The organism is Aeromicrobium sp. YIM 150415, assembly GCF_016918125.1.
Lineage (GTDB): Bacteria > Actinomycetota > Actinomycetes > Propionibacteriales > Nocardioidaceae > Aeromicrobium > Aeromicrobium piscarium.
On the sequence record NZ_JAERWM010000007.1, the window covers coordinates 83,565 to 109,003 of the forward strand.

The window sequence follows — 25,439 nt, forward strand, 5'->3', positions numbered from 1 at the left end:
ATGGCGTGCGATGACGCGAGCACATCGACGTTCGTCACACCGGCTGCCCGCGTAGGCTGTGCGCCATGCGCCTGCTCATCACGGCGGAGTCCGCGTCGAGCCGGAAGCGGCGCGACGTCATCGTGGGTTACACCCCCTCCAGCACCGTCGCGGATCTGGAAACCCAGCTGCACGAGGTGCTCGAGGGCCGACGTCATGCCGATCTCGGCAATGTCGTGGAGCTCACGTCCAAGCGTCCAGGGTCGCCATCGTCGGCGCAGGGAGGTCTCTACCTCGGCGACCGCCGTCTCGACCCCGACGAGCCGATCACCACCTCGGGTGTGCGCCATGGCGCGGTCGTGGGCCTCGGCGGGCCGAGTTCGCATCGCGGAGAAGAGCCGGACGGCGTCGTCGAGATCCGCATCAGCTCGGGCGTGGGAGCCGGGCGGGTCTATCGGCTCGGTATCGGCACCTCGACCATCGGCAACGCCGCGCACTGCACGATCCGGCTCGCGGAGGGCCCCGAGACCGCGGCCCGGCTCGAGGTCGGACCGCGCGGGGACATCATCGTCACCCCCGATCCATCGACGATCGGCGAGGAGATGGCGGCTCCCTTCCGGCGCGAGCCGGCGACCGAACCGATCATGCTCAGCGCCAGCACCGTCACGACCCGCAAGCGACGACGATTCGGCCGCAAGAAGAATGTCGAGAGCATTCTCGAGCAGGGTGAGAGCATCGACCCGACGGCGCCTCTGCCGCTGGTACGGCTGGAACGGCGCCCCCTCACCGACGGCACGGTCTGGGAGCCCGGCGCCGTCCTCGGCATCGGGGACATCCTGCTCGAGCATGTGCCGGTCACGACGGCCGACGCCTCGCTGTCGCCGGCCGTCGCATCGCCCGAGCTCGACTACAACCGTCCGCCGCGCCTGCACCCGGCCGAGCGCGTCCGTGAGTTCAAGCTCCCCACCGAGCCGCGCCGCCCGGACAAGATGCCGATCCCGATCTTCATGGTGCTGTCGCCACTCCTCATGAGCGGCACGATGTTCTTCGTCACGCGATCGATGTACTCGCTCATGTTCATGGTGATGATGCCGATGATGATGCTGCTGAACATGACGGGGTCGCGCCGGCAGCAGAAGCGGCGCTACCTCGACCAGCTGGCCGAGTTCCATCGGCGCCGCGCCGACGTGGAAGAGGCCGCGGTCGCCTCGCTACTCGACGAGCGCTCCCAGCGGCGCAGCCTCTACCCCGATCCCGCCTCGGTGCTGCTCTTCGCCACCGGTCCGCGGGCCCGGCTCTGGGAACGGCGCCGCTGGGACCCGGACTTCCTCGTCTTGCGGGTGGGCACCTCGGACGTGGCCTCGGATGTGATCGTCAAGGACTCCACCCGCGAACAGCACGAAGGACCACTGCGCTGGACCGCGCCAGACGTGCCCGTCGCCGTGCCACTCGCCACGACGGCAGTCCTCGGCATCGCCGGTGAGACGGCCGACGTGCATCGCACCACCTCCTGGCTACTGGCCCAGATCGCGACGCTGCACTCCCCCACCGACACCCGTCTCTGGATCTTCACCTCGTCGCGCGGGGCGGCGTCCTGGGAATGGACCAAGTGGCTCCCGCATGAGCGGGCCGGCGACGATCACCCCCGTCCGGTGCGACTCGCACACGATGAGGACGACCGTGCCGCCATGATCGGCGAGCTCACCGCCGAGGTCGAGCGTCGCAAGGAGCTGGACACCGACGAGCGCGAGGGGCTGCCGTCCGTCGTGGTCGTGCTGGACGGCGCCCGGGAGCTGCGCATGGCCCCGGGCATGACCTCGTTGCTGAAGTCCGGTGCCTTCGTCAACGTCTACTTCATCTGCCTGGACCGCACCTCGCGCGAGCTGCCCGAGGAATGCCGCTCGGTCGTGGAGATCGACGGCCCGCTGGCCAACCTGCAGACCACGGCGGAGCGGCATCTGGACGGCGTCCGCCGCGATGTGGTCGACGATGCCTGGCTCGACCGGCTCGGGCGTGCGCTCGCGCCGATCCACGACGTCAGCACCGAGGACCTCAGCTCGTCCCTCCCGGCCGCGAGCCGGCTGCTCGACGTGCTCGGACTGCCCGTGCCGGACGGCGAGGCGCTCACCCGCCGCTGGTCCGGAGGCGGTCGCACGACGCGGGCGGTCATCGGCGAAGGCCTCGACGGTCCCTTCACCGTCGACGTCCGCGCCGACGGCCCGCACGGGCTGGTCGCCGGCACCACCGGATCGGGCAAGTCCGAGCTGCTGCAGACGATCATCGCCTCGCTCAGCGTCGGCAACCGGCCCGATGAGTTCAACTTCGTGCTCATCGACTACAAGGGCGGCGCGGCGTTCAAGGACTGCCAGCATCTGCCCCACACCGTCGGCATGGTGACCGATCTCGACGGCCATCTCACGTCCCGGGCGCTGGAGTCGCTCGGCGCGGAGCTGCGGCGGCGCGAGCATCAGCTGGCCCGCGCCGATGCCAAGGACATCGAGGACTATCTGGCCGCCAAGGGCCCCGATGACGAGCCGATGCCGCGCCTGCTCATCATCATCGACGAGTTCGCCGCCCTCGTGGCCGAGCTGCCCGACTTCGTCAACGGCCTGGTGGACGTGGCTCGACGCGGCCGCTCCCTCGGCGTGCATCTCATCTTGGCCACCCAGCGACCCGCCGGTGTCGTCAACGCCGAGATCAAGTCCAACACCAATCTCCGCATCGCCCTACGCGTCACCGATGCCAACGACTCCGAGGACGTCATCGAGTCGAAGGTCGCCGCCGAGATCCCCAAGTCCTTCCCCGGCCGCGCCTATGCCCGGCTCGGGCATTCCTCGCTGGTCGCCTTCCAGAGCTCGCGGGTCGGAGGACGCCCGGCTGGCGACGAACGCCCCGAGCTCGTCTCGCGGGCCTTCGGCCTGGGCGACCTGCGCGCCCTGGCGCCCCTGTCGACCGAGGCGGAGGAGGACACGTCGACCCCGACCGATCTCACCGCCCTCGTGCGCGCCGTCAACGCGGCGAACGATCTGCTCGGCCTGCCCGAGATGCGCAAACCGTGGCTGCCGCCCCTTCCGCAGACGCTGGCCCTCGACGATCTCGACGACGCCGCGCCCGCGGACTCCGACGCGATCGTGTTCGGACTCGCCGACGTGCCCCATCGCCAGGAGCAGCGCGTGGCCACCTGGGATCTGGTCCGCGGCGGTCACCTGATGATCGCCGGGCAGTCGCGTTCGGGCCGCTCTTGGGCGCTGCGGACCATCGCCGCCTCGATCGCGCGGACGCACTCACCGGCCGATGTCCACGTCTACGGCATCGATGCCGGCAACAACGCGCTGCTGCCGCTCGTCTCGCTGCCGCACGTGGGCGCCGTCATCACCCGCACGCAGACCGACCGCCTGTACCGGCTCTTCGACTTCCTCGGTCGTGAGCTCACCCGCCGCCAGCAGTCGCTCGCGAGCCAGGGATTCGCCGATGTCACCGAGCAGCGCGCAGCGGTACCGCCCGAGGAGCGGCTGCCCTATCTCGTCGTGGTGCTCGACCGGCTCGAGGGCTATGTGAGCGCCTTCGACTCCCTCGACGGCGGTGTGCTGGTCGAGCGTCTCGTCGGCTTGCTCCAGGAGGGTGTCGGGGCCGGCATCAGGTTCGTGATCGGCGCGGACCGCAGCGGCGTTCTCGGGCGGATCGCCCTGCTCGTCGAGGATCGGATCATGCTCTCGATGAGCGATGCGAGCGACTTCTCGGCGATCGGGTTGTCGGCCCGCTCGGTGCCGGCCTCGATGCCGCCGGGCCGTGGCTTCCGCGGCGGTGAGCGGCCCGAGGAGCTGCAGTTCGCGATGCTCGATCCGAGCGGCGAGGGCACCGCACAGGTCCGGGCGCTGCACGAGATCGGTCGGCTGGCGGCTGAACGTCACCCCGATATCCCGCGGCCGCAGCGTCCGCAGCGTATCGACGAGCTGCCTGTCACGATCAGCCTGGAGGAGGCGCGCCAGCTCGAGCGCACATCGGCCCAGGACAGCCCGACCTTCGTCCCCATCGGCGTCGGCGGGGACACGCTCGCCCTCGTCGGGTTCGACCCGCTCGTCACCGGTCCGGGATTCCTCGTGGCCGGACCCCCGCGCTCGGGGCGCAGCACGTCCCTGCGCGTCGCGGTGGAGCATCATCTCTCCCGACGACGCGAGGTCGTGGCCTTCGCACCTCGTATCTCGGCCCTGCGCGAGGTCGAGGGGAAGCGCTACCGGCTCATGACCGGCCAGGAGCCGATCGAGGAGATCCGCCAGGTGATCTCAGAGCTGCGAACCCACCATCTCATCGTCGTGGACGATCTCGACGTGCTCGGTGCCGACTCGCCCTTGGCGCAGTTCCTCTCCGAGACGCTGACGGGCATGCGCGACTCCCCCAATGCCATGATCGTCGCCGGCGGCATCGATGAGCTGGGAAGCTCGTACCGGGGCCTGCCCGCCGACCTCAAACGCGGTCGCACCGGCTTGGTGCTCGCCCCGCGGGCGGCGAACGACGGCGATGTCGTGAATGCGCGCTTCCCGCGTTCGGTCGGTGCCTCGGTGCCGATCGGGCGAGGGCTGCTGGCCACCCCCACCGGATTCCGGTGGGTCCAGGTGCCGCAGCCCTGAGCCCCGGTCTATGAGAAGGCGCTCGGCGCTACTGCTGGGTTGCGCGTGAGGTGTTCGATGTCATCGACGCGCCGGCCGCCTGTGTCCGAGACGACGGGGAAAATTCTCCCCTGTGGAAAGTCGCTGGACGTGTCGGTGGGACCTGCGATGATGGGAACATCAGTTCGACGCATGTGGGGGGTTTTCGATGGGTGTGGTGGTGGATCGTCTGGCCGGTGGTCCGGCGGCGATCGCTGCTGCGCGTGAGGGGCTCGCCGAGCTGGATGCGGGTGAGCTGGTGGAGGCGCATCGGGTGGGGCAGGCGATCCTGCGGGAGGTGCAGGCGTTCCTGCTCGCGGTCACGGCCGAGGGGCGCGGAAGAAGGCGCACGAGCAGACCTCCGCGCCGTCGATGGATGCTCTGATCGCCGAGACCTCGGGCATCACGCGGCGCGACGCCTCCCGGCAGCGCCAGCTGGCCGAACGTCTGGAGACGGCGCCGGTGCTGGCCGGACAGTTGACCAAGCCCGGCATGTCCACCGACAAAGCCCATGTGGTCGCTCGCGCGATGGATGAGCTTCCCCGCGACCTGTCCCCGGCCGACCGCGGCATCATCGAACGCGACCTGGCCGAGGCGGCACCGGGCATGAGCCTGGAGCAGTTGCGGCGCAAGGCCCGTCGGGCGGTCGAGATCGTCGACAAGCCCCGCGCGGACGCGATCGAAGACCAGACCCTCACCCGCCAGGAGCAGGCTGCGCGGCGCAGGGCCAGCTTCTGGATGACCCGGCCCGATGATGCTGGCATGGTCAAGGGCGGATTCGAGATCGACGCGTTCACCGGCGACATGCTGCGCTCCGTCCTGGAGTCCAAGACCTCACCGCGCTACCGCGGCGATGACGCTGAGGTGCCCGAATCGACGTCGGTCGGCGACGAGCCGTCGTACCCGGAGAAGCTCGGCCACGCGTTCTGTGACGTGCTGCGGCACCTGCCCAAGGACGGCTACGGCAACCACGGCGGAGTCGCTGCCACGCTCATGGTCACCGTCACCGAAGACGCCCTGCGCGGTCGTACCGATCAGGCCGGCGTCACCGACCACGGCACGCACGTCTCCGCCGGGCAGCTGCGGATGATCGCCTGCGACGCGGGCATCCTGCCGGTGGTCATGGACGGCGACTCGGTCCCCCTCGACCTCGGCCGCAGCAACCGGCTCCACACCGAGAAACAACGCAGAGCACTCGCGTCACGAGATGGCGGATGTGCGTTCCCGGGCTGCGACCGACCACCGAGCATGGAGCCGTCGCACCAGGGGCATCGCCGCGACGGAGTGTGAAGCCCACCATGTGAGGCCATGGGCGGACGGCGGACCGACCAGCATCGACAACGGGGTCCTGCTCTGCGCCCATCACCACCACAAGATCCATCACACCCGATGGCGGGTTGTCATCAACCCACGCGACCGACTCCCCGACTTCTACCCACCCGGATCTGACGTCCCCATCCGCAACACCCGCTACCAACCACTCATCGCCTAGACCCCCGTCGCGCCAGTAGGCGCGGGGGTTGCGAGCGCCGTTAGCCGGGACCTACCGGCGCGATCTCTTAACGCACCTTCTTGACGATCGACTGCAGCTCACCGACGCCCAGGTCATAGGGGCCTCCCGAACCGGAGATGGTCCCGGGCATCTGGAGCGTCTGGCCGTTCGGCAAAGTCGCCTCGACCGTGTAGTCGACGGTGACGCCGATCGCGTACGACCCAGAGCGTCGGTACGCGTGCTCCACGGCGCCCTCCTGGCCGACCTCCGCATCGGCGATGCCGGCGCCGGTGGCGGAGGCACCGTCGCCGAAGTTCCAGGTGACGTCCTCGGGTGAGAAGGTCAGCGGGATGTCGAAGCCGAGGACGTCGACATTCACCTGCTGGTCCGCGTCGTCGACGTACATATTGGTCGGGAAGTTGACGTAGCTGCGCGCGCCGGGCTCGGTGGTGATCTCCACCCCGGGGGCGACGGCTCGTGCGCTGTCGATGATGTCGTCGATGGTGATCTGCCGGGGCCCCTCCTGCGGCGGCGGGTCGTTCGCACCGCGGCAGATGGGCCCGAGCCGCTCGAATTCCGGCCCGTTGGGGAATGTGCCATCGGGATTGACGAGCCGACCGAAGTCCCAGTACCCGTTCTCTCCATCGGCGCAGTGGGTCTCGGCGTATTGGTACATCTCCGGACACAGATTGTCATTGATCTGCATGGGACGATTGGTCTCGGGGTCGTGTCTGATTCCTGCGGATTGGCAGTACGGCGCGTAGGCGTGTTCCATCCACGGTTCAGGGTCGGTGAAGATCGGCCGGTCGCCCCCGCCACCTCCACCCGGGTCGGTGACCGAACCACCGGGGTCGGTGCCGACGAGATCATCGTCGTCCCAGTCCCAACCGGCGAACGCAGGGCTGACAGTGCCGATGAGAACAGCCGCCAGCCCGATGGCGGCGACTCGAAGTCCTCGTCTCACGGTCTCACTCCCCCAGGTTGAAGTTCAGCAGTGACCATACGTCACCGGTCCATCGGAGATTCAACGACGCCGGGACATCCTGCTCCGCAGGCAACACCTCGACGTCCTCGGGGTCCGCGCTGTTGATGCGCTCACCCTCGGGAATGTCCATGGTCAGCGAAAAATTGTGTACGTCGTCCCTGGTCTCGTGGTCCTGGACGATGAAGGTAGGTTCTGCCCCGGCGACTTGCAGCTTCTTACTCTCCGCCGCAGCGAAGCGCTCCAGTGAGGCACACCCCTCGCAGGTGGTCTGGTCGGCGATGTCGAGGACCGGATCGGCGTCGCCGGTCGCGTAGGCATAGAAGATCAGGTCCATCGCGTACTGCGCGAACTCCTCGGCGCTCTCCGACGAGTTCTCCTGATCCCCCGGAGCCGGGGGCGCCTCTGTGGCGCTCCATTCCCAGTCCTGCTCCTGCGCCGGCGTGCTCTCCGTCCCTGCCTCGGGCAAGTCGGAGTCCTCCCCGCCGGAGCAGGCAGCCAGCGTGAGAGCCAACAGCACAGCGACAACCCCGGCACCACGTCGCCGTGAGGCGAGCGAGGTGCCGGGGTTGCGGGCCGTGTCGTCAGGCCACACCGTCGATCAGCGCGGCGAGGTGAGCGGCGAGAGCACGGGATGCTTGTCCTGCTCCTTGGCGCCCTCGGCGAACTTGTTGTGCTGGAAGGCCACATCGGTGCCCGCACCGGCGAAGGCCTGGCACAGGTTCGTCAGCGTCTGCTTGAACTGCACCCAGGACTCGTTGAACTGGGCGGCACCGGCCGACTGCCACTCCTCATTGGCCTGCGTCAGCGATGCATCCACATTGGTGATCATCGTGTCGGTCTCCTGCATCGAACGCTGAAGCGTCGTGTAGAGAGCGTGCAGGTCTTCGATCCGTGCTCCGGCCATCTGTTTCTCCTCAGTACGTTGGTCCGTCCCCCGAACCCCGCCGAAGGACCTCTGCGTTGACAAGACAGTATCGAACTCTACGATCTCTCCCCCAGTCCCGCCCGCTCAGAGAGCAACCGAGGCGAGTCCTGGTACCTTCTTTCTCAGCTTCAGTGTCTTTCCAGCTTCACTGTCGAGGGGTGGATCGGTGACCGACCAAGAGGACAATCTGTACAAGGCCGCGCTCGGGCGCGCACGGACGCGGATCGGCCAGGAACGCGATGCCTTCGATATCGGGGGCGATCCCACCTCGGCGATCACCCGGGCCATCGCGACCGACGGCGGATGGGACTGCAGCGAGGCCGACGGCTGGCTCGAGGATCTCTCGCATCAGGTCAGCGGCCTGCGCGAGGCCTTCGACCAGGCGTGGAACGACATCAACACCGCCTACGAGGCCGAGGACGACAAGGTCGACGAAGGCGACTGGCGCGGGCGGGCGTATTACACGCTCCAGGGTCCGCTGATCCTTCAGGCGTACTGACATGACCGTACGTATGAACGTCGGCGCCCTCGATTCCGCGATCTCCGCGGTCGAGGAGCTTGCCAATGACATCGCCAATGCCCGTACCGCCTGCATCAACGCCGTGCCGTACCGCGGGCCGTCCCTGCCGAGCCTGACCGGGGGTTCGGTCACCGTGACCGCGCCGGAGTGGCTCAGGGAGCAGAAGACCGACCCGCTGGGCGTCGTGCTCGATCTCGCCCGTCTCCTCGACACCGATGGCGAGGGCGAGGTCGTGTGGACCGGATCCACCGACGGCTCCATCCAGGACATCAAGGAGGAGCTCGGCCGTCAGATCGCGGCGCGCGCCGAGGATCTGGAGGATATCGAGTCCTCGGAGGATCTCGATGAGTTCCTCGAGACGCTGGAGCTGCTCGACACCTATGCCGACGATCCCGATGTCACCGGGGCCTTCGTCAACGCGATCGGCCCCGAGGGCCTCAACCGGCTGATCCAGCAGGCCGGTTCGATGACCGGCCCGTACGCCGACTACCCGAACCCGAACGGCATCTACGAGGACTCCTCGTACGGCGAGGAGTTCGAACGCGTCGTCGCCATGCAGGACACGCTGGCCGAGACGTTGAGCCAGAGCGTCGCCACGGCCTCCCTCGCCGGCAAGCTGCCCAGCGACTTCGGCGAGGAGTTCGTCCGTGGCGGGGACCCGCGGTCCGCCGCCATCCTCTTCGACTACGCGGCCCGGGGCGGGCACGAGTTCGGCTCGGAGTTCCTCGTCTCCGCCGGGGACGCGCTCATCGAGTGGGAGAACGGGGAGGGCGGCATGTACTGGTCGAACTTCTCCGGCAGCGACCAGCAGTTCGGCACCGCCGACATGGACGCTCTCCGCGATCCCACGGTGGCCTGGATGGAGGCACTCTCGCTGAGCACGGACGGTTCGCAGGAGGTGCTGCTCGACACCGACCGAGCCGCCTACCTGCTGGAGCGCTTCAGCCCGATGGAGGATGTGGAGGGCGCGGCCGCCGGAAAGGTCCTGCAGACCGCCACGATCGATCAAGCTCTCGATCCGGGTACTCACGGACGCGATGCCGCCACCATCTCCTCCTGGGCCATCGAGCACTTCGGCGGCGACGCCGAGCCCCTGGACGGCATCAAGGAGGAGCTGGGCGGCATCGTCGCCACCTACATCCGTGATGTCGACCGGGTCTCCTACGACCTGGAGTCCGCGGCGGGGAGCGGCATCTATGGTCCGGGGGACGTTCCTCCGGGCACGATGGGCGGGGACGGCTTCCCGCCCTACGGCATCCGACTCGATCGGGGCGCCCTGGCCAATCTGCTGGGCGATATCGGCGACAACGATTCAGCGGTCTCCATCGTCGGCGGTGCGGCCAGCCGCCTGAACTCGGTGCGCCTGGACGAGGCGATCGGCCTGGTCGCCGAGGATCCGGCGCCGTCCGGTTCGATCGGCACGGATGATCCGCTCTACAACGCCGCCCGTAACAACGGGTCGTTCACCGGTTTCCTCTACGACAACATGCTCCAGGGCGATATCGCGAGCGCTCAGGGTGACGCCGAGCAGCGTCAGCGCATGGCCGAGCTGCTGCTGCTGCCGGCCGACGCGGTGAAGCTGCCGGGCGGCCCTGTCGGCTCGTACGTCATCGGGCAGATCAAGCGCGAGGTCACGAACGAGTTCGTCGGCGATGGTGTGAGCGACACCATCGCCGAATCCAACCACGCCTACGACGACATCATGTCGTTCACCCAGATGCAGGCACTCGAATCCCTGGTCTTCTCCGATGAGGACATCCCGATGGGCGATCTCGCCGAGGTGTGGCCGGGCGCGGCCGACGGCGATCCCGTCCCCATGTCGGAGCTCACGAACGAGGACCGCACGGCGATCATCAACACGGTGCGCTCCGGTGGCCAGGATTATGCGACGGCCGTGCGCAATGGTGTGGACGACGGCCGCGACGACCTGGTCCAGCAGTACGGACGTCCGTGATGGGTCGGCGCCGGGCCGCCATCGCGACGGCGGGAATCGCGGTTCTCGCGCCCGTTCTCACCTCCTGCGGAGGGCCGGCGTACGAGCACGAGACGGCCTGCTCCATCCCGGCGGATGTCGTCGGCGAGGCCCTCGGGACCGATCGATTCGAGGCCACGGCCGAGTCGCTGTCCGATGTGCCGGTCGAGCTCCCCGAAGGCGGATCCATCGACGCCTGCTTCATCGAGACCGACGACGACACGCTCCGCGTCCTGGCTCAGGTGCGCGGTAAGGACTTCCTGCGCGAGCAGCGCGATGCTCTGGACGACACCGCACCCACGTTCGAGCTCGGCGAGGGGACCGCACGCGTCACCGACGGCGGTGGAACCTGGATCTGCGGCAATGTCTGGCTGCACGTCGTGCTCGACGAGGGCACGCTCGCCTCGACGGACGCCATGCGCGAGGCGCTGGAGACGCTCGCCGATGTGGTCGGATGCTACGAGGCAGCGAGCGGATGAGCCGAGCGACGAGCACAGGCCCCTCGGCCCCGCCGCTCAGCGGACGCGCTTGACGAGGGACTGGACCTCGCCGACCGTGATCGGATAGGGATCGCTGGTGTTGGTGATCGGCACATCGGCGTCGATGGGCTCGCCGTCGACGGTGACCGTAGCTGTGTAGTCGCGGGTGACGGTGATCGAGTAGGCGCCGGCGCGGCGGTACTCGTGCTCTACGGCGCCCGCCTCGCCGATCGCGGCGCCGACGATGCCCGCACCCGAACCGCCTGACCCGTCCCCGAAGCTCCAGGTGATGTCGCTGGGGGTGAAGGACACGCTCACCTCGATCGGCAGGTCCTCCATCGGCACGACGAAGGGCCCGTAGGTCTCGTCGCCGGTGGCCACATTGGTGGGGATGTTGACGTAGGTACGCGCCTCGGGTTCGACGGTGATCTCCGGCTTAGGCGCCAACTGGACGATCTCGTCGAGGATGTCGTCGATGGTGATCGGCTCGTTCGGGTCCGGGGTGTCAGCCCCACGACATTGCAAGCGCTCGAACTGCCAGGGCTCGTCCGAGCCGCGTTCGCGAGAGTACAGCCGGTACTGGATCTGCCTGTCCGGGCACGGGGCGATCGCGCTGCCGCAGAGGGCGTCGTCGGGATTCTCCGGGCCGTTCACATCACAGGCGACGACCCATCGGTACTCTTTCGGGTCGACCCAGATCGGCGTTCCGCCGATGGGGTCCGGCCCGCGGTCACCACCACCGCCACCCTCCTCACAGCCGACGCTGACTCCGCCGCCGATACCTCCGGTGTCGCAGTCGGCGGCCGACGCGGAATCGACGGAGGTGACGACGCTCGTGGCGAGAGAGGTCGCCACGAGCGCCAGCGCGAGGATCAGGCGCCGGATCATGGTGCCTGCCCCGGCAGCGTCCAGGTGCGCACCTTCCAGGAGCCGTCGACCCATTGCAGGTGGTAGTCGAACTCGCTGGACTCGGCCGGGAACTCCCCGCTCACCACGTTGGTCTGCGGATCGAGGATCTGGGCGGAGGGCGCGCGGAAGCTCGCCCGGACGGTCGCGGTGTCGTCCGTGACCTCGGCATCCTCGATGTCGATCGTGAGGGGCCCGGAGTACGCATAGACCTCGTCGCCGAGCCCCATCCCCGTCTGTGCGACCGTCGCGCACGGGGCACACTCACCGCGCGCCTCGTCCAGGATGCTCTCGCGGTCCGGCGTGGCCAAGGTGTACGCGAGCATGCGGATGACGTAGTCGGTGTAGGCCTCGGCGCCCTCCGCCGTCTGCTCCGGTTCGGGCCGAGTCGGCTTCTCCGCGGGGTCCGACGGTTGTTCGACCGCTGCCGGCTCGGACGAGGCCGGCGCCGTGGGCGCCGTGTCCGTTCCGTCCTCGCCACACGCGGACAGCGTGAGCAGAAGCGCCATGCCGGCGATGACCTTGCGCACCGCATTCCCCCTGTCATGGATGGTCGTCCGTCGCAGTTTACGATATTCCCCGCCTTCGTCAGGATCAGCGACGCAGGACGGAGGCCAGCTCGCGGGCCGTCGACATCATCTCCGCCGGAGCAGTGCGAGAGCCGAAGGTGAAGCGCACTGCCGTCTGAGCGGTCGCCGCGTCGTAGCCCATGGCCGTCAGCACGTGGCTCGGCTCATCGCTCCCGGCGGCACACGCCGATCCGCTCGAACAGTAGACGCCGCGACGCTCGAGATCGAGCAGGATGGACTCGCCGCTGCGGCCGGGGAACACGAAGGACGCGTTGCCGGCCAGCCGACGGATGGCGTGCCCGGTCAGCCGCGACTCCGGAACCTGGGCGAGGACCTCCCCGATGAAGCGATCTCGCAGTGCGACCAAGGTCTCGATGTCGTCGTTCGCGGCGAGATCGAGGGCGGTGGCCATCCCCACCGCGGCGGCCACATTCTCCGTCCCCGAGCGACGATCGCGTTGCTGACCGCCGCCGTGGATCAACGGCTCGAAGGGAGTCCGGCGGCGCAGGTAGAGCACTCCGATCCCCTTCGGTGCGCCGAGCTTGTGCCCGGCCAGGCTCAAGGCCCGCACCCCGAGCCGGGTCACGTCCAGATCGAGGGTGCCGGCGGCCTGCACGGCATCGGTGTGGAAGGGGACGTCGTACTCGGCTGCCAGGTCGCTCAACACGGCGATGTCCTGCACCGTGCCCACCTCGTTGTTGGCGTGCTGGACGCTGACCAAGGTCGTGTACGGGCGTAACCGCGCCGCGAGCGCGTCCGCCGCCACGATCCCCTCGGAGTCGACCGGGATCCGTTCGACCTCGAAGCCCAGCCGCTCCAGCCATCCGGCGGACTCCAGGACCGCTGGATGCTCGATCTCGCTCACCAGCACGTGCCTCCCCCGAGGCGAAGCGAGCGCGATGCCCTTGACCGCGGCGTTGTCGGACTCGGTCCCGCCTGAGGTGAACAGGATCTCGGCGGGTCGTGCTCCGAGATGCTCGGCGACCCGTGCGCGGGCCTCCTCCAGAGCTCGGGCAGCCGACTGCCCGAGCTCGTGGTTGCTGGCCGGATTCGCGAAGCCTCCGGTCAGATGCGGCCACATCGCCTCCAGCACCTCACGCCGGACCGGTGCCGTCGCCGCTTCGTCGAGGTAGACCTGCACGGTCAGCTCCGCACGTCGAGACCGAGGTCGAGGGCGGGCACGCCGTGGGTCAGCGCTCCGACGCTGATGACATCGACACCCGTGCGGGCGATGTCGCCGATGGTCTCGAGCGTCACTCCCCCACTCGCCTCGACGAGCGCGCGACCGGCGACGAGATCGACACCGCGCCGCAGGTCGTCGAGGGAGAAATTGTCGAGCATGATCGTACCGACACCACCGGCGAGCACCGGCTCGATCTGTTCCAGTCGGTCGACCTCGACCTCGATATGGGTCGTATGCGGGAGCTGAGCGCGAGCGCGGCGGATCGCGGCGGTGATGTCGCCGACCAGCGCCAGATGGTTGTCCTTGGCCATCACCGCGTCCGACAGCGAGTAACGGTGGTTGTGGCCCCCGCCGCACCGCACGGCGTGTCGTTCGAGCGCACGCAGCCCCGGGGTGGTCTTGCGCGTGTCGACCACCCGCGCACGCGTGCCCTCCACCGCGGCGACGTACCGCGCCGTCAGCGTGGCGATACCGCACATCCGTTGGACGAGGTTCAGAGCGACACGTTCACCCCGCAGCACCGACCGTGCAGGGCCGTCGACCGATGCGAGCACCTCGCCGGCATCGAATCGAGCGCCCTCGGCGACCTGCGCTGTCACGGTGACCGTGCCGTCCAGCGCGGTCATGGCGCGCGCGAAGACCTCCCCGCCGCTGTAGACGCCCGGCTCGCGTGCGACGAGGTCGGCGGTGGCCACCGAGGTGCTCGGGACGAAGACCTCGGAGGTCAGATCGCCGAAGGGAGCGTCCTCGTCGAGGGCGGCCAGCACGATCTGATCGATCTGTCGTGGAGTGAGCATCAGGCCTCCCATCGCACGGCCGAGTGCCGCGCGGTCGTGTCGGATCCGGGTGCGTCGGCTCGCCAGTGAGCGCCTCGGGACTCCTGCCGGGCGAGGGCGGAGTGGGCGACCGCGCGGGCCACCAGCAGCAGGTGATCGTCCTCGGCGCTCTTGACATCGCTGGCCGGGCCGACGGACCAGCCGTCGAGCGTCCCGATCGCGAGTTCGAGGAGGTCACGATCCCGCTCGAGGCCGACGTTCTGCCACATCAACCGTTGCAGATCGTCGCGTCCGGCGTGTTCGCGAGATCGGCCGGAAGACACCGTGACGACCTCGCCGTCGAAGGGCGGTTCCATCTGCCACGGCAGGTTCAGCGCCTCCACCGCGCGCCGCCCCATGACGGCGCCCTCGAGCAGCGAGTTCGACGCGAGCCGGTTGGCGCCGTGCAGCCCGGTGCAGGCGACCTCCCCCGCGGCGTAGAGGCCCGGGACCGTGGTGCGCGCATGGCCATCGGTGACGATGCCGCCCATCAGATAGTGAGCCGCGGGAGTAACCGGCACCGGCGCCGCGGCCCAATCCCATCCATGCGCTCGGACCGTGGCATCGATCCCGGGGAACCGCCGAGCGAGGAACTCGCCTCCGAGCGCGGTGGCGTCCAGTCCGACGGGTGCACCGTTCTGCTCGCGCATCCGCCGAGCGATGGCACGCGCCACGACATCGCGCGGAGCCAGTTCGGCATCGGGGTGGACCTCGGTCATGAAGCGCCGGCCCTCAGCGTCGCGCAGCACGGCGCCCTCCCCCCGAACCGCCTCGGAGACCAGAGCGTTGCCGCCGACCGCCAATGAGGTCGGGTGGAACTGCACGAACTCCAGATCGGCGAGCAGGGCCCCTGCCCGCAAGGCCAGCGCGAGACCGTCGCCGGTGGCCACGGCGGGGTTGGTGGTGTGGGCGAAGAGCTGTCCAGCACCCCCGGTCGCCAGGATCACGGCATCGGCGTCGATCGTGGAACCGTCCAGGAGGCGCGCCCCGCGTACCCCGCCGTCGCGCAGGACGAGACCGGAGACGAAGGTGTTCTCGTGGACCCGGGCGCCCGAGTCGAGCAGGCGACCCGCGAGGGCCTTCGCGATCGCGGCGCCGGTGGCGTCACCGTCGGCGTGCAGGATGCGTGCGCGGCTGTGCGCCGCCTCCAGCCCTCGCGCGAGACGCCCTTCGGAGACATCGAAGCGCACCCCCGCGGCGAGCAGATCGGCGACCGCCTCCGCCCCCGCACCGCACACCACCTCGGCCGCGGAACGCTCGCTCAGCCCGGCGCCGGCATCGAGGGTGTCCCTCACATGGGCCTCGACCGAGTCGTCATCGCTCGTCACCGCGGCGATGCCGCCCTGCGCGTAGCGCGTCGCGCTCTCGGTGAGATACGACTTGGTGACGACGGTGACGTCGAGCCCGCGGCTCCGCGCGGCGAGGGCCGCGGTCAGCCCCGCGACACCGCTGCCGACGACCAGAACGTGTTCGATGGACATGGCGACCTCGTCAGCGCGGCTTGGCCGCCAGCATCCGCTCGAGCGCGACCTTGGCATCGGCGGCGACCTCGTCGGACACGACGATCTGATTGCGGATCTCGCCCTCGACCAGACCGTCGAGCACCCAGGCGAGATACCCGGGGTGGATGCGGTACATCGTCGAGCACGGGCAGACGACCGGGTCGAGGCAGAAGATGGTGCGATCCGGGTACTCGGCGGCGAGACGGTTGACGAGGTTGATCTCGGTGCCGATCGCGATCGTGTCACCGGGCTCACTGGCAGCGACGAACTTCCTGATCACGTCGGTCGATCCCGCCGCGTCGGCCGCATCGACGACCGGCATGGGGCACTCGGGGTGCACGATGACCTTGCAGCCCGGGTGATCGGCGCGCGCCTGCTCGATCTGCGCCGCGGTGAAGCGCTTGTGCACCGAGCAGAAGCCGTGCCACAGCAGCACCTTGGCCTCCTCCAGCTGTTCGACCGAGTTGCCGCCGAGGTCCTTACGCGGATTCCACATGGGCATCTGTTCCACGGAGATGCCCATCGCCTTGGCGGTGTTGCGGCCGAGATGCTGGTCGGGGAAGAACAGCACGCGCTGGCCGCGCTCGAAGGCCCACTCCAGCACCGTCTGCGCATTGGACGACGTGCACACGATGCCACCGTGGCGTCCGCAGAAGGCCTTGAGCGCCGCCGAAGAGTTCATATAGGTGACGGGGATGACCGGAAGACGGCCCTCAGCATCCGGCTCGGTGCCGTACACCTCGGTCAGCTGCTCCCAGGCCTCCTCGACCGAGTCCTCATCGGCCATATCGGCCATCGAGCAGCCCGCGGCGAGGTTCGGCAGGATCACCGTCTGCTCGTCTCTCGCGAGGATGTCCGCGGTCTCGGCCATGAAGTGCACGCCGCAGAACACGATCGCCTCGGCCTCCGGGCGGGTCAGCGCGGCATTGGCGAGCTGGAAGGAGTCCCCGACGAAGTCGGCGTACTGCACGACCTCGTCCCGTTGGTAGAAGTGCCCGAGGATGACGAGACGGTCGCCGAGGGCGCTCTTGGCCCGGCGGATGCGCTCGTGCAGCTCCTCCTCGCTCATCTGCTGGTAGGCGACCGGCAGCTGGCCGGGTCGCACGACGGGTTCGGGGATCGCGTCGGCCTCGGAGGCGCCGGGCCCGTACCCGGGCATCCGGTCGAACTCCCACGGCCCCTTGGCGAGCTCCACATCGCAGCTCTGCTTCGGCTGGGACTCGATACGGTCGGTGACGGACAGTGTCATGACGTCTCCTCGATGGTGAGGCTGTGACGCGAATGCGCCGGGTTGGATCGATAGAGCGCGGGGGGCCGATGGCTCGTGCCGGTCACATGGCGGCCGGTCGGTTCCACGGTCCCCTGCGCGAGGATCTGGCGACGGAAGTTGGCGGGGTCGAGCGCACGACCCAGCACGGCCTCGTAGACCTCTCGCAGTTGAGCGAGGGTGAACTCGTCGGTCACGAAGGCGTGCGCGATCGGCGAGTAGGTGATCTTGGCGCGGAGCCGGTCGAGGGCGTATCGCACGATGACATCGTGGTCGAAGGCGAGGCCGTGGACATCGTCCGCGACGAACCACTCCACGTTGTCGCCATCGATCGCCCGGGCGTCCTCGTCGGGCCGCACGAGGGCCCAGTAGACGATCGACACGACCCGCTCACCCGGGGAGCGGTCGACATTGCCGAAGGCGTAGAGCTGTTCGAGGTGACGCGGCGCGAGGCCGGTCGTGCGCAGCAGGGTGGCGCCGGCGGAGTCGGCGAGATCCTGATCGTCCTCCAGGGGCCCGCCCGGCAATGCCCAGAGCCCCTCATAGGGCTCGCGGATGCGGCGGACCAGCGGGAGCCAGGGGGTCGGGCGGCCGGTGCTCGGATGCGGGCGCAGCGCGAACACGACGGTGGACACGGCGAGCGACAGGCACTGCTGCGTAGTGCTCTCCATGCGACCCTCCTTAAGGTGCAAGTGACACTATGCCCCCGACTTTTGGTCGCGTCAACCCTAAGCACCTCCGGTGCGACTTTTGCCGGGTTGTGGCCCCGTGGCCGGCGGCACAGGGGCCGCAACCCGGCAATTCTCGATCGTTGCGGAAGACTTGTCCGCATGCCGACACAGATCCGACCGATCACACCGGACGATCACGACCAGCTGAAGGTGCTGCTCACCGAGGCTTTCGGAACGAACGAAGGAGACTGGGAGGGCCTCCGGGCTCCAGGGCGGACCCGGTGGGGCGCGTTCGTCGACGGTCGTCTCGCCGCGACCATCAACCATCTCGAGTACACGTCCTGGTTCCGGGGCGTCGAGGTGCCGACGGCCGGCGTGACCGGGGTATCGATCGCGGCCGAATACCGTGGACAGCGTCTACTGCGCCCGCTCATGGAGGAGTTGACGGCGCACGCCCGATCACGAGGCGAGCGGATCGCCACGCTCTTCGCCACGGCGACCGGCATCTATCGGGGCTTCGGATTCAGCCGCATCCTGCAGGTCGGCAGCGTGGAACTCCCGGTGGCCTCGCTCGGGCGGATTCGCGGCAGCCTGGACCTGCGCCGGGCCACCGACGACGACCAGGATGTGCTGCGGACGATCTACGACACCTGGGCCCGGCGGCACGACGGCCCGCTGACCCGGCGTGGTCCGGCCCACGAGCGCCCCGACCATCGCTTCAAGGACCTCACGGGCACCACGATTATCGAACGTGACGGTGAACCCCGCGGTTATCTGCGATGGAAGCGCGGGCCGTCCGGCGACTGGGCCGACTCGGTCGTCGAGGTTCCCGAGCTGATCGCCCTGGATGCCGAGGCAATGCGCACGGCGCTGGCCACACTGGCGAGCTACGACTCGGTGGCCTCGCGGATCCGGCTGTTCAGCGCCGGTGACGTGGACACGATGCGATGGATCCTGCCGTCCAATGCCTGGAGTCCGGTCGGGGACAACGAACCGTACATGCTGCGCGTCCTCGATCCGTCGGCCTTCGATCTGCTGCCGGCACCACCAGGCGTCACGGCCACTCTGCCGTTCGCGGTCGGCGACGACGGCTGGGTGCTGCACGTCGCGGACGGCGAGATGCGCGTCGAACCAGATCCGATGGCGGCGTCCTCGGGCCGCCGGCTGGATCCGGGGGCGCTCGCGGTGAGCTTCGCCGGAGCGCTGACGAGCTCGGCCCAACGCGAGGTCGGCCTGCTCGCCGGCGACGATCGCGACGACGCCCTCTGGGACCTCGTCTTCACCAGCGGCCGCCGTCTCGCCACCCGAGACTCCTTCTGACTCCGTCCACCTTTTGCCGGGTTCTGGCCCCTCGCGCCTTCGGAAAAGGGCCACAACCCGGCAAAAGTTGGACGGAGGGCTAGCGGAAGTCGCGGGCGCGGTGCTTGGCGGGGAGCGCGGAGGCGGCAGCGGGGTAGAGCGACTCGATGCGCTCGAGGGCCTCGGCCTTGAGGTTGACCGCGCCGTCGCTGTGCTCCAGGACGCCGCGCACCACCACTCCCGCCGCATTGCGCGCCACCCGGCGATGCTGCTGCCACACCGAGCCGAAGACGACGACATTGAGCATGCCGGTCTCGTCCTCGAGATTGAGGAAGGTGACCCCACCCGCGGTAGAGGGTCGCTGGCGATGCGTGATGAGCCCGGCCACCCGTACCCGACGTCCCGTCTCATAGGCCGCCAGCTCGGTCACCGAGAGCACCCCGTGTTCTCTCATGAGGGAACGCAGGTGCTGCATCGGGTGCTCACGCGGCGAGATGCCCGTCGCCCACAGATCGGCGGTGGTCAGCTCGACCTCGCTCATCCCGGGCAGCATCGGCGGCGGCGAGGTGACGGCTGTACCCTCCAACTGCTCGAGCCGGTCGATATATCCGGCATTCCACAGCGCCTCGCGGCGCGACATCCCGAAGCCGTCGAACGCTCCCGCGGTGGCCAGCGACTCCATCTGGGCGATCGACAGCCGCGCCCGCCGGGCCACATCGGCCATGTCGCGGAAGGGCCGCTCGTTCCGGGCCGCGACGATCCGCTCGGCGTCCGCCTGACCGATCTGCTGCACACTCGTCAGACCGAGCCGTACCCCGTGGTGGCCGTCGCGGCGATGGGCACCGAGCCGGTGATCGGCACCGGGAGCGAAGTCGGGCACCGGTGGCTGCTCGGTCAGCAGACATGAGTCCATCCCCGTCGCCTCGCTGCTCCCGGCGAGTGGTTCCAGGTCGGCATGCACGGCCGATGCCTCGATATCGGGCCGGAGCACCTCGACCCCGTGTCGTCTGGCATCGGTCACCAGCGACTGGGGCGAGTAGAACCCCATCGGCTGCGAGCGCAGCAGTCCGGCGAGGAAGGCCGCCGGATAGTGCAGCTTGAGCCAGGAGCTCGCATAGACCAGGAGCGCGAAGCTGATCGAGTGGCTCTCGGCGAAGCCGAAGTTGGCGAAGGCCTCGATCCGGGCATAGAGGATGTCGGCGACCTCATCGCTGATGCCCTTGGACTTCATGCCCTCATAGAGCTTGGCGCGCAGCCGCTCGATCTTCTCGATCCCCCGCTTGGAGCCCATCGCGCGGCGCAGCAGATCGGCCTCGTCTCCCGAACACCCGCCGATATCGGTGGCGATCTGCATGAGCTGCTCCTGGAACAGCGGGACGCCCTTCGTGCGCTCAAGGATCGGCTCCAGTGAGTGATGGAGGTAGTCGACCTCCTCATACCCCAGCTTGCGGCGGATGTACGGATGCACCGCGCCGCCCTGGATCGGCCCGGGACGGATCAGCGCGATCTCGATGACGAGGTCGTAGAACTCACGCGGTCGCAGCCGGGGCAGAGTGCCGATCTGCGCCCTGCTCTCCACCTGGAAGACCCCGATCGAGTCCGCCCGGCACAGCATGTCGTAGACCCCCGCCTCCTCCTTGGGGAGCGTCTCGAGCTCCCACCTCTCCCCCGTGTGCTCGGCGACGAGGTCGAAGGTGTGCTGGAGGGCACCGAGCATGCCCAGCCCCAGCAGGTCGAACTTGACCAGCCCCATCCAGGCACAGTCGTCCTTGTCCCACTGCAGCACCGTGCGCTTGTCCATACGGGCACGTTCGATGGGCACCACCTCGCCCACCGGCCGCGCGGTGAGCACCATGCCGCCGGAGTGGATGCCCAGATGGCGAGGGGCCCCGGCGGCACGCGTGGCCAGGTCGATAACCGCCTGCGGGGGCGCGCCGGGGGCATCGGGATCGTCGACCTCGACACGCGACCACGAGTCGATGCGCTTGCTCCAAGCGTCCTGCTGTCCCGGCGAGTAGCCGAGCGCCTTGGCCATGTCGCGCACGGCCGACTTGGGCCGGTAGCTGATGACATTGGCGACCTGGGCGGCATTGTGGCGGCCGTACTCGTCGTAGACCCACTGGATGATCTCCTCGCGCCGGTCGGAGTCGAAGTCCACGTCGATATCGGGCTCCTCGTCGCGGGTGGCCGACAGGAACCGCTCGAAGGGAAGGCGGTACTTGATCGAGTCGACGGCGGTGATGCCGAGGGCGTAACAGACCGCGGAGTTGGCCGCCGATCCCCGCCCCTGGCACAGGATGCCGCGATCCTTGGCCTCGGTGACGATGCGGTGGACGATGAGGAAGTAGCCGGGGAAGTCCTTGTCCTCGATCACCGCGAGCTCACGCTGCAGCCGCTCCTCGGCCTCCTCCCGGCGGTGGGCGTAGACGCGGTCGGCACCCTCTCGGACGAGCTTGCGCAGCCACGACATCGGCGTATGCCCGTCCCCGACGGGGAACCGCGGGAGCGCCGGAGAGGCCTTGCGCAGGTCGAAGCCGACCTCCTCGGCGATCCGCACCGAGCGCTCGACGGCCCCCGGATAGCGAGCGAAACGGCGCGTCATCTCCTCACCGGACCGCAGGTACCCCGGTTGCCCCAGCCAGCCACGCATCTCGGCGAGGCTGCGGCGGGCCCGCACGGCGGCGAAGGCCTGAGCCAGCCGAGCGTCGTCGGGCACCGCGGCGTGCACATTGCCGGTGGCCACGATGGGGAGCCCCGCCTCGCACGCCAGCTCGGCGAGAGCGTCGTTGACATCGGAGTCCTGCGGGTACCCGTGGTCGAGGAGCTCGACCACGACGTTGTCAGGCCCGAAACGCTCGACGAGGCCGCGCAGCTCAGCCTCCGCGGCCGACCTGCCACCCTCGCTCAAGGCCCGGCGGACCGCCCCCTTGCGGCATCCGGTGAGCACGAGGGCACGGTCGCGCAGTCGTTCGGCGAGGGAATCGAGGTGGTAGACCGGGCGCCCCTTCTCGTCGCCTGCCAGCTGCGCCTCGGTGATCGCCCCCGAGAGCGCGTGGTAACCCTCGACGCCGCGGGCGAGGACGAGCAGATGCTCTCCCTCCGGGTCGGGGCGACCGTTCTGCGGGCCGGTGAGTCCCAGGGAGAGCTCGGCCCCGTAGACAGTGTCCAGGCCGTGCAAGGTGGCAGCCTCGGAGAAACGCGCGGCCCCGTAGAAGCCGTCGTGGTCGGTGAGGGCGAGAGCGGAGAGCCCCAGCCGGACCGCCTGCTCGACGAGGGCATCGGGAGCGTTCGCGCCGTCGAGGAAGCTGTAGTTGCTGTGGCAGTGCAGCTCCGCATAGGGCACGACATCGACCGGGCGCTCGACGGGCTCGTCGGGGCGATAGGCACCGCGTTTGCGCGACCAGGCGGGACCGTCACCGCCGTCGGGCGGGTCGGTGGGTGGAGTGACACGACCGGAGAGACGGGACTCCAGCTCACGCCAGGAGATACCGGGATTGTTCCAGCCCATCACTCACTCCCTTCGGACAACTTTTGCCGGGTTGTGGCCCTTCGCGGACACGAATAAGGGCCATAACGCCGCAAAAGTTGGCCCCGGAGGGGTGTGCCGGTCAGTCATAGCGGGCCTCGGTCCACCATCGTCCGTCCTCGACACACATCAGCCAGGCGCTGCCGTCGACGCCGACGACCTGGAAGCGCGCGATCCGACGGGCCGCATGCTCGTCCCACCACAGGTCGTCGAGCGGCCAGGGGCCTGCCCAGCCCGCGACCGGCTGCCACGGTTGATCCGCTCCAAGACGAAATCGCGCGGGTTCTCCCGTCAGCCCGCCGCGAGAGGTCACGATGACCGGCTGCCCCTCGGCTCCCACCACTTGCGCCGGCTCGGGCGCCGCGAACACCCGCGCCGGAGCCGGCTCGGGGATCGACCCCGGCCACGGCCGCGCGAGATCGCGGACCTCGGCGGGCCGGTCCCCCCACGTGCTGGCGAGTTGACGCTCCCCGGGGCTCGATCCGCCCTGAACCCCTGCCGTCCGTACCGCCTCCGGCCCTACCAGACTCTGCACACGTGCCACCACCCTCTCGACTCCCTCATCTACTCCGTCACCGAACAGGCTCTCGGCGTGATCACCCACCTGCTCGACGGCCTCGGGTACCACCCGGACCTCATCGACCGGCGCGGTGATCACCCCGGGCACCTGCGCCTGCCAGCGGACCCGGTCGACGATGTCGGCCGAGGAGAACCACCGTGGGTGCCGCCAGGTACGAGCGTGGGACAGCACACCGTCGCTGTCGATCTCGATGCGTATCGCCGTGGCCACCGCACCGCGTTCGGCCAGCGCGGACACGAACGACTCGGCCGCTCTGCGCATGCTGAAGGCGATCGCCTCGACACGATCGAGCGGCGGCTCGAACGGCACCCGCCCGACCAGGTCCGGGGGGATCTCCCGTCGGCTGAGGAGCCTCGGATCCTCACCTCGTGCCCAGCGATGGGCGAGCACCCCGCTCGGGCCGAACCGCGTGCGCACGTCGGCGATCTCCAGCCGCGCGTAATCACCCAGCGTGCGGATGCCCAGACGACGCAGCAGATCGGCCATCTCCGGATCGCCGAGCACCGCTACCGGCAGGTCCCGCACGAAGTCCGCCGAACCGCCGGGGCCCACGACCACGGAGTCCTGCGGTGGAGCCTGGCGGGCCGCCTGCTCGGCCGCGAAGAGATCATCGGCGATCCCGCATCGGACGTCCCAGATCCCGTGCTCGACGAGCTGCTCGGCGAGTACGGCCGCCGCCTCGGCCTCGCCACCGTAGTAGCGCGCCGGCACCGTCACCCCGCACAACCCCGGCCGCAGAGGCGCGACCTGTGCGGAGAGCTCCTCGACGAGATCGAGAACCGGCTCGAAAGCCCGGGCATCGGCGGCGGGATCGTGGGCGCACAGGATGACATCGGGGCATCGCGCCTGGGCATCGCGCCGGCGCATCCCACGGCGCACCCCCTCCTGTCGTGCCGCGGCCGAGCAGGCGACGACGACCTGGCCGTCGATGACCGCCACCGGAGCATCGGCCGGGGTGTCCGGTCCGAGGTGGCTGACGACGGGCCAGTCCGGGCACCACAGCACCATCACCCGTGTCATCAGCCGACCCTGCGCAGCAGTGGTGGCTCATCGGCCACACGGACCTGGCCGTGGTCGTCCGGCAGCCAGAGCTCTCGCCGCCGCGAGGGACGGCCGGGATGCTGAACCTCGATCGTGGCCCGGCGGGCACGCAGATGCCCAGCACCTCGGTCGGTGCCCTCCCACTGGACATCGGTCAGCCGCAGATGGGCACGAGCCCGCGGCCATGCGGTGTCCCAGGCGATGACGATGCCCTGGTGCTCATGCAGCCGGGCGGTGATCCGCTGGGCATCGCGCGAGGCCATCGCGCGACCCGCCACCACCACCACGGGGACGACATCGATCAGCGCCGCGGTGACGGACAGCCAGTCGGCTCCCGGATCGGGCACCAGGACGGTGCGCTCCAGCGCCACGCCGAAGGCCTGTGCCGCCTGCATGCCGAAATCCGTGGCGCCGATGACCGCCGACCACTGCCCTTGCACCGACGGGCCGGCCATGAGCAACATCGCCAGCGATGCCGCTCCGACGGTATAGACCTGCCCCGGCTGCACCTCCAGGAGTCCCTCCAGCACCGGATGGACCCGCATCGAGGACACCTGAGGGCGGCCTTCGAGCTCGCGCATCTTGGCGCGGAGGTCGTCGATCAGAGCAGCCTGGGACACTCCTCAAGTATCAAACACACGTTCGAATGAGTCAATCCGGGGAGGCCCCTCGCGACCGATACTGGGAGCGGTGGGATAGGCACCTCTCGTCGCTGGGAGCGGTGGGATAGGCACCTCTCGTCGCCGTTGATAGGTGCGCAACTCACCGCTCGGAGCGGGCGGTGGCCTAGGCACCTCTCCATGCGGGCGGTCTCAATCGGTCGAAGCAACATCTTTGATGAGGAGTTGTTGTGAGGCATTCGGTGCAGACGCGTCGGCGGTTCTATGAGTTGGTGTGTTTAGAGGGTTATGGTCTGTCGTCTGCGGCGTTTGCGGTTGGGGCGGGGATGGGGTCTTCGACGAGGTGGTGGCGGCAGGCTTTCGGTATGGATATCGAGGTCAGCAAGGGTGTTCATGGGGGACCACGGATCGGTGTTGCGCGTGATGTCGATGTCAGTGATGGGCGGGTCCGGTCGCGGCGGG

Annotated in this window: 21 protein-coding genes; 8 read left to right on the plus strand and 13 right to left on the minus strand. The window is 69.1% G+C overall.

Annotated features, from left to right (window positions below; all coding sequences use genetic code 11):
- The first annotated feature begins 65 nt into the window (after positions 1–65).
- From JL108_RS05415 to JL108_RS20585, 4 genes are all read left to right on the plus strand, one after another.
- Positions 66–4,607 (plus strand): FtsK/SpoIIIE domain-containing protein, encoded by a 4,542-nt coding sequence (locus tag JL108_RS05415; RefSeq protein WP_205197425.1) that lies wholly within the window; start codon positions 66–68, stop codon positions 4,605–4,607.
- 199 nt (positions 4,608–4,806) lie between these two features.
- A complete protein-coding gene (locus JL108_RS05420; protein WP_205197426.1) occupies positions 4,807–5,010 on the plus strand; it encodes a hypothetical protein in 204 nt (67 codons plus the stop codon).
- Positions 4,998–5,915: a DUF222 domain-containing protein gene (locus tag JL108_RS05425; RefSeq protein WP_205197427.1), complete on the plus strand. Its 918-nt coding sequence runs from the start codon at positions 4,998–5,000 to the stop codon at positions 5,913–5,915. Before JL108_RS05420 ends, JL108_RS05425 begins: the two co-directional genes overlap by 13 nt.
- A complete protein-coding gene (locus JL108_RS20585) occupies positions 5,833–6,117 on the plus strand; it encodes an HNH endonuclease signature motif containing protein (RefSeq protein ID WP_374190842.1) in 285 nt (94 codons plus the stop codon). Before JL108_RS05425 ends, JL108_RS20585 begins: the two co-directional genes overlap by 83 nt.
- Positions 6,118–6,184: 67 nt before the next feature.
- Here JL108_RS20585 and JL108_RS05435 read toward each other — a convergent pair whose 3' ends face one another.
- The 3 genes from JL108_RS05435 to JL108_RS05445 are packed head-to-tail and all read right to left on the minus strand — an operon-like array spanning position 6,185 to position 8,006.
- Complete coding sequence (locus JL108_RS05435; RefSeq protein WP_205197429.1) at positions 6,185–7,081, minus strand: hypothetical protein; 897 nt, start codon at positions 7,079–7,081, stop codon at positions 6,185–6,187.
- A 4-nt stretch (positions 7,082–7,085) separates the two neighbouring features.
- Positions 7,086–7,694 (minus strand): DUF6318 family protein, encoded by a 609-nt coding sequence (locus tag JL108_RS19780; RefSeq protein WP_205197430.1) that lies wholly within the window; start codon positions 7,692–7,694, stop codon positions 7,086–7,088.
- Positions 7,695–7,700: 6 nt separating this feature from the next.
- The gene (locus tag JL108_RS05445; RefSeq protein ID WP_087623019.1) at positions 7,701–8,006 is read right to left on the minus strand and encodes a WXG100 family type VII secretion target; all 306 of its coding nucleotides are present in this window, start codon (positions 8,004–8,006) and stop codon (positions 7,701–7,703) included.
- 187 nt (positions 8,007–8,193) lie between these two features.
- On the opposite strand from JL108_RS05445, the gene JL108_RS05450 reads away from it, so the two are divergent.
- The 3 genes from JL108_RS05450 to JL108_RS05460 are packed head-to-tail and all read left to right on the plus strand — an operon-like array spanning position 8,194 to position 10,998.
- Entirely contained in the window at positions 8,194–8,526 is a 333-nt protein-coding gene (locus JL108_RS05450) for a hypothetical protein (RefSeq protein WP_205197431.1), read from the plus strand.
- A 1-nt stretch (position 8,527) separates the two neighbouring features.
- Complete coding sequence (locus tag JL108_RS05455) at positions 8,528–10,501, plus strand: hypothetical protein (protein ID WP_205197432.1); 1,974 nt, start codon at positions 8,528–8,530, stop codon at positions 10,499–10,501.
- On the plus strand, positions 10,501–10,998 hold the full coding sequence (locus JL108_RS05460) for a hypothetical protein (RefSeq protein ID WP_205197433.1): 498 nt from the start codon (positions 10,501–10,503) through the stop codon (positions 10,996–10,998). Before JL108_RS05455 ends, JL108_RS05460 begins: the two co-directional genes overlap by 1 nt.
- A gap of 36 nt (positions 10,999–11,034) precedes the next feature.
- Here the strand turns inward: JL108_RS05460 and JL108_RS05465 are convergent, their stop codons facing one another.
- The 7 genes from JL108_RS05465 to JL108_RS05495 all read right to left on the minus strand — a co-directional run bounded on the left by JL108_RS05465 (position 11,035) and on the right by JL108_RS05495 (position 17,911).
- Positions 11,035–11,886, minus strand: coding sequence for a hypothetical protein (locus tag JL108_RS05465; protein WP_205197434.1), 852 nt, complete (start codon positions 11,884–11,886; stop codon positions 11,035–11,037).
- Positions 11,883–12,434 carry a DUF6318 family protein gene (locus JL108_RS05470; protein ID WP_205197435.1) on the minus strand — a complete coding sequence of 184 codons (552 nt, stop codon included), beginning with the start codon at positions 12,432–12,434 and terminating at the stop codon, positions 11,883–11,885. The genes JL108_RS05465 and JL108_RS05470 overlap by 4 nt, the downstream gene beginning before the upstream one ends.
- Before the next feature lie 64 nt (positions 12,435–12,498).
- Positions 12,499–13,614: a cysteine desulfurase family protein gene (locus tag JL108_RS05475; protein WP_205197436.1), complete on the minus strand. Its 1,116-nt coding sequence runs from the start codon at positions 13,612–13,614 to the stop codon at positions 12,499–12,501.
- A 2-nt stretch (positions 13,615–13,616) separates the two neighbouring features.
- Positions 13,617–14,453 (minus strand): carboxylating nicotinate-nucleotide diphosphorylase, encoded by an 837-nt coding sequence (nadC, locus tag JL108_RS05480; protein ID WP_240190687.1) that lies wholly within the window; start codon positions 14,451–14,453, stop codon positions 13,617–13,619.
- Positions 14,453–15,952, minus strand: coding sequence for an L-aspartate oxidase (nadB, locus tag JL108_RS05485; RefSeq protein WP_240190688.1), 1,500 nt, complete (start codon positions 15,950–15,952; stop codon positions 14,453–14,455). The genes nadC and nadB overlap by 1 nt, the downstream gene beginning before the upstream one ends.
- Before the next feature lie 10 nt (positions 15,953–15,962).
- A complete protein-coding gene (nadA, locus tag JL108_RS05490; protein ID WP_205197437.1) occupies positions 15,963–17,222 on the minus strand; it encodes a quinolinate synthase NadA in 1,260 nt (419 codons plus the stop codon).
- A complete protein-coding gene (locus tag JL108_RS05495; RefSeq protein ID WP_205197438.1) occupies positions 17,219–17,911 on the minus strand; it encodes an NUDIX domain-containing protein in 693 nt (230 codons plus the stop codon). The genes nadA and JL108_RS05495 overlap by 4 nt, the downstream gene beginning before the upstream one ends.
- A gap of 159 nt (positions 17,912–18,070) precedes the next feature.
- Between JL108_RS05495 and eis the strand changes: the two genes are divergently transcribed.
- Entirely contained in the window at positions 18,071–19,231 is a 1,161-nt protein-coding gene (gene eis / locus JL108_RS05500; protein WP_205197439.1) for an enhanced intracellular survival protein Eis, read from the plus strand.
- A 79-nt stretch (positions 19,232–19,310) separates the two neighbouring features.
- On the opposite strand, the gene JL108_RS05505 is transcribed toward eis, so the two are convergent.
- The 3 genes from JL108_RS05505 to JL108_RS05515 all read right to left on the minus strand — a co-directional run bounded on the left by JL108_RS05505 (position 19,311) and on the right by JL108_RS05515 (position 24,977).
- A complete protein-coding gene (locus tag JL108_RS05505; protein WP_205197440.1) occupies positions 19,311–22,718 on the minus strand; it encodes an error-prone DNA polymerase in 3,408 nt (1,135 codons plus the stop codon).
- Between the two features lie 100 nt (positions 22,719–22,818).
- Complete coding sequence (locus JL108_RS05510) at positions 22,819–24,336, minus strand: DNA polymerase Y family protein (RefSeq protein ID WP_205197441.1); 1,518 nt, start codon at positions 24,334–24,336, stop codon at positions 22,819–22,821.
- Complete coding sequence (locus JL108_RS05515) at positions 24,336–24,977, minus strand: hypothetical protein (protein ID WP_205197442.1); 642 nt, start codon at positions 24,975–24,977, stop codon at positions 24,336–24,338. Before JL108_RS05515 ends, JL108_RS05510 begins: the two co-directional genes overlap by 1 nt.
- Between the last annotated feature and the right edge of the window lie 462 nt (positions 24,978–25,439).

Excerpts from the sequence above, each read along its gene's own strand:
- JL108_RS05510 (WP_205197441.1), bottom strand. The coding sequence starts at position 24,336 with ATGACACGGGTGATGGTGCTGTGGTGCCCGGACTGGCCCGTCGTCAGC.
- JL108_RS05415 (WP_205197425.1), top strand. The coding sequence starts at position 66 with ATGCGCCTGCTCATCACGGCGGAGTCCGCGTCGAGCCGGAAGCGGCGC.
- JL108_RS05455 (WP_205197432.1), top strand. The coding sequence starts at position 8,528 with ATGACCGTACGTATGAACGTCGGCGCCCTCGATTCCGCGATCTCCGCG.
- JL108_RS20585 (WP_374190842.1), top strand. The coding sequence starts at position 5,833 with ATGGCGGATGTGCGTTCCCGGGCTGCGACCGACCACCGAGCATGGAGC.
- nadB (WP_240190688.1), bottom strand. The coding sequence starts at position 15,952 with ATGTCCATCGAACACGTTCTGGTCGTCGGCAGCGGTGTCGCGGGGCTG.
- JL108_RS05460 (WP_205197433.1), top strand. The coding sequence starts at position 10,501 with ATGGGTCGGCGCCGGGCCGCCATCGCGACGGCGGGAATCGCGGTTCTC.
- eis (WP_205197439.1), top strand. The coding sequence starts at position 18,071 with ATGCCGACACAGATCCGACCGATCACACCGGACGATCACGACCAGCTG.
- nadC (WP_240190687.1), bottom strand. The coding sequence starts at position 14,453 with ATGCTCACTCCACGACAGATCGATCAGATCGTGCTGGCCGCCCTCGAC.
- JL108_RS05425 (WP_205197427.1), top strand. The coding sequence starts at position 4,998 with ATGGATGCTCTGATCGCCGAGACCTCGGGCATCACGCGGCGCGACGCC.
- JL108_RS05495 (WP_205197438.1), bottom strand. The coding sequence starts at position 17,911 with ATGGAGAGCACTACGCAGCAGTGCCTGTCGCTCGCCGTGTCCACCGTC.
- nadA (WP_205197437.1), bottom strand. The coding sequence starts at position 17,222 with ATGACACTGTCCGTCACCGACCGTATCGAGTCCCAGCCGAAGCAGAGC.
- JL108_RS05445 (WP_087623019.1), bottom strand. The coding sequence starts at position 8,006 with ATGGCCGGAGCACGGATCGAAGACCTGCACGCTCTCTACACGACGCTT.
- JL108_RS05465 (WP_205197434.1), bottom strand. The coding sequence starts at position 11,886 with ATGATCCGGCGCCTGATCCTCGCGCTGGCGCTCGTGGCGACCTCTCTC.
- JL108_RS05505 (WP_205197440.1), bottom strand. The coding sequence starts at position 22,718 with ATGGGCTGGAACAATCCCGGTATCTCCTGGCGTGAGCTGGAGTCCCGT.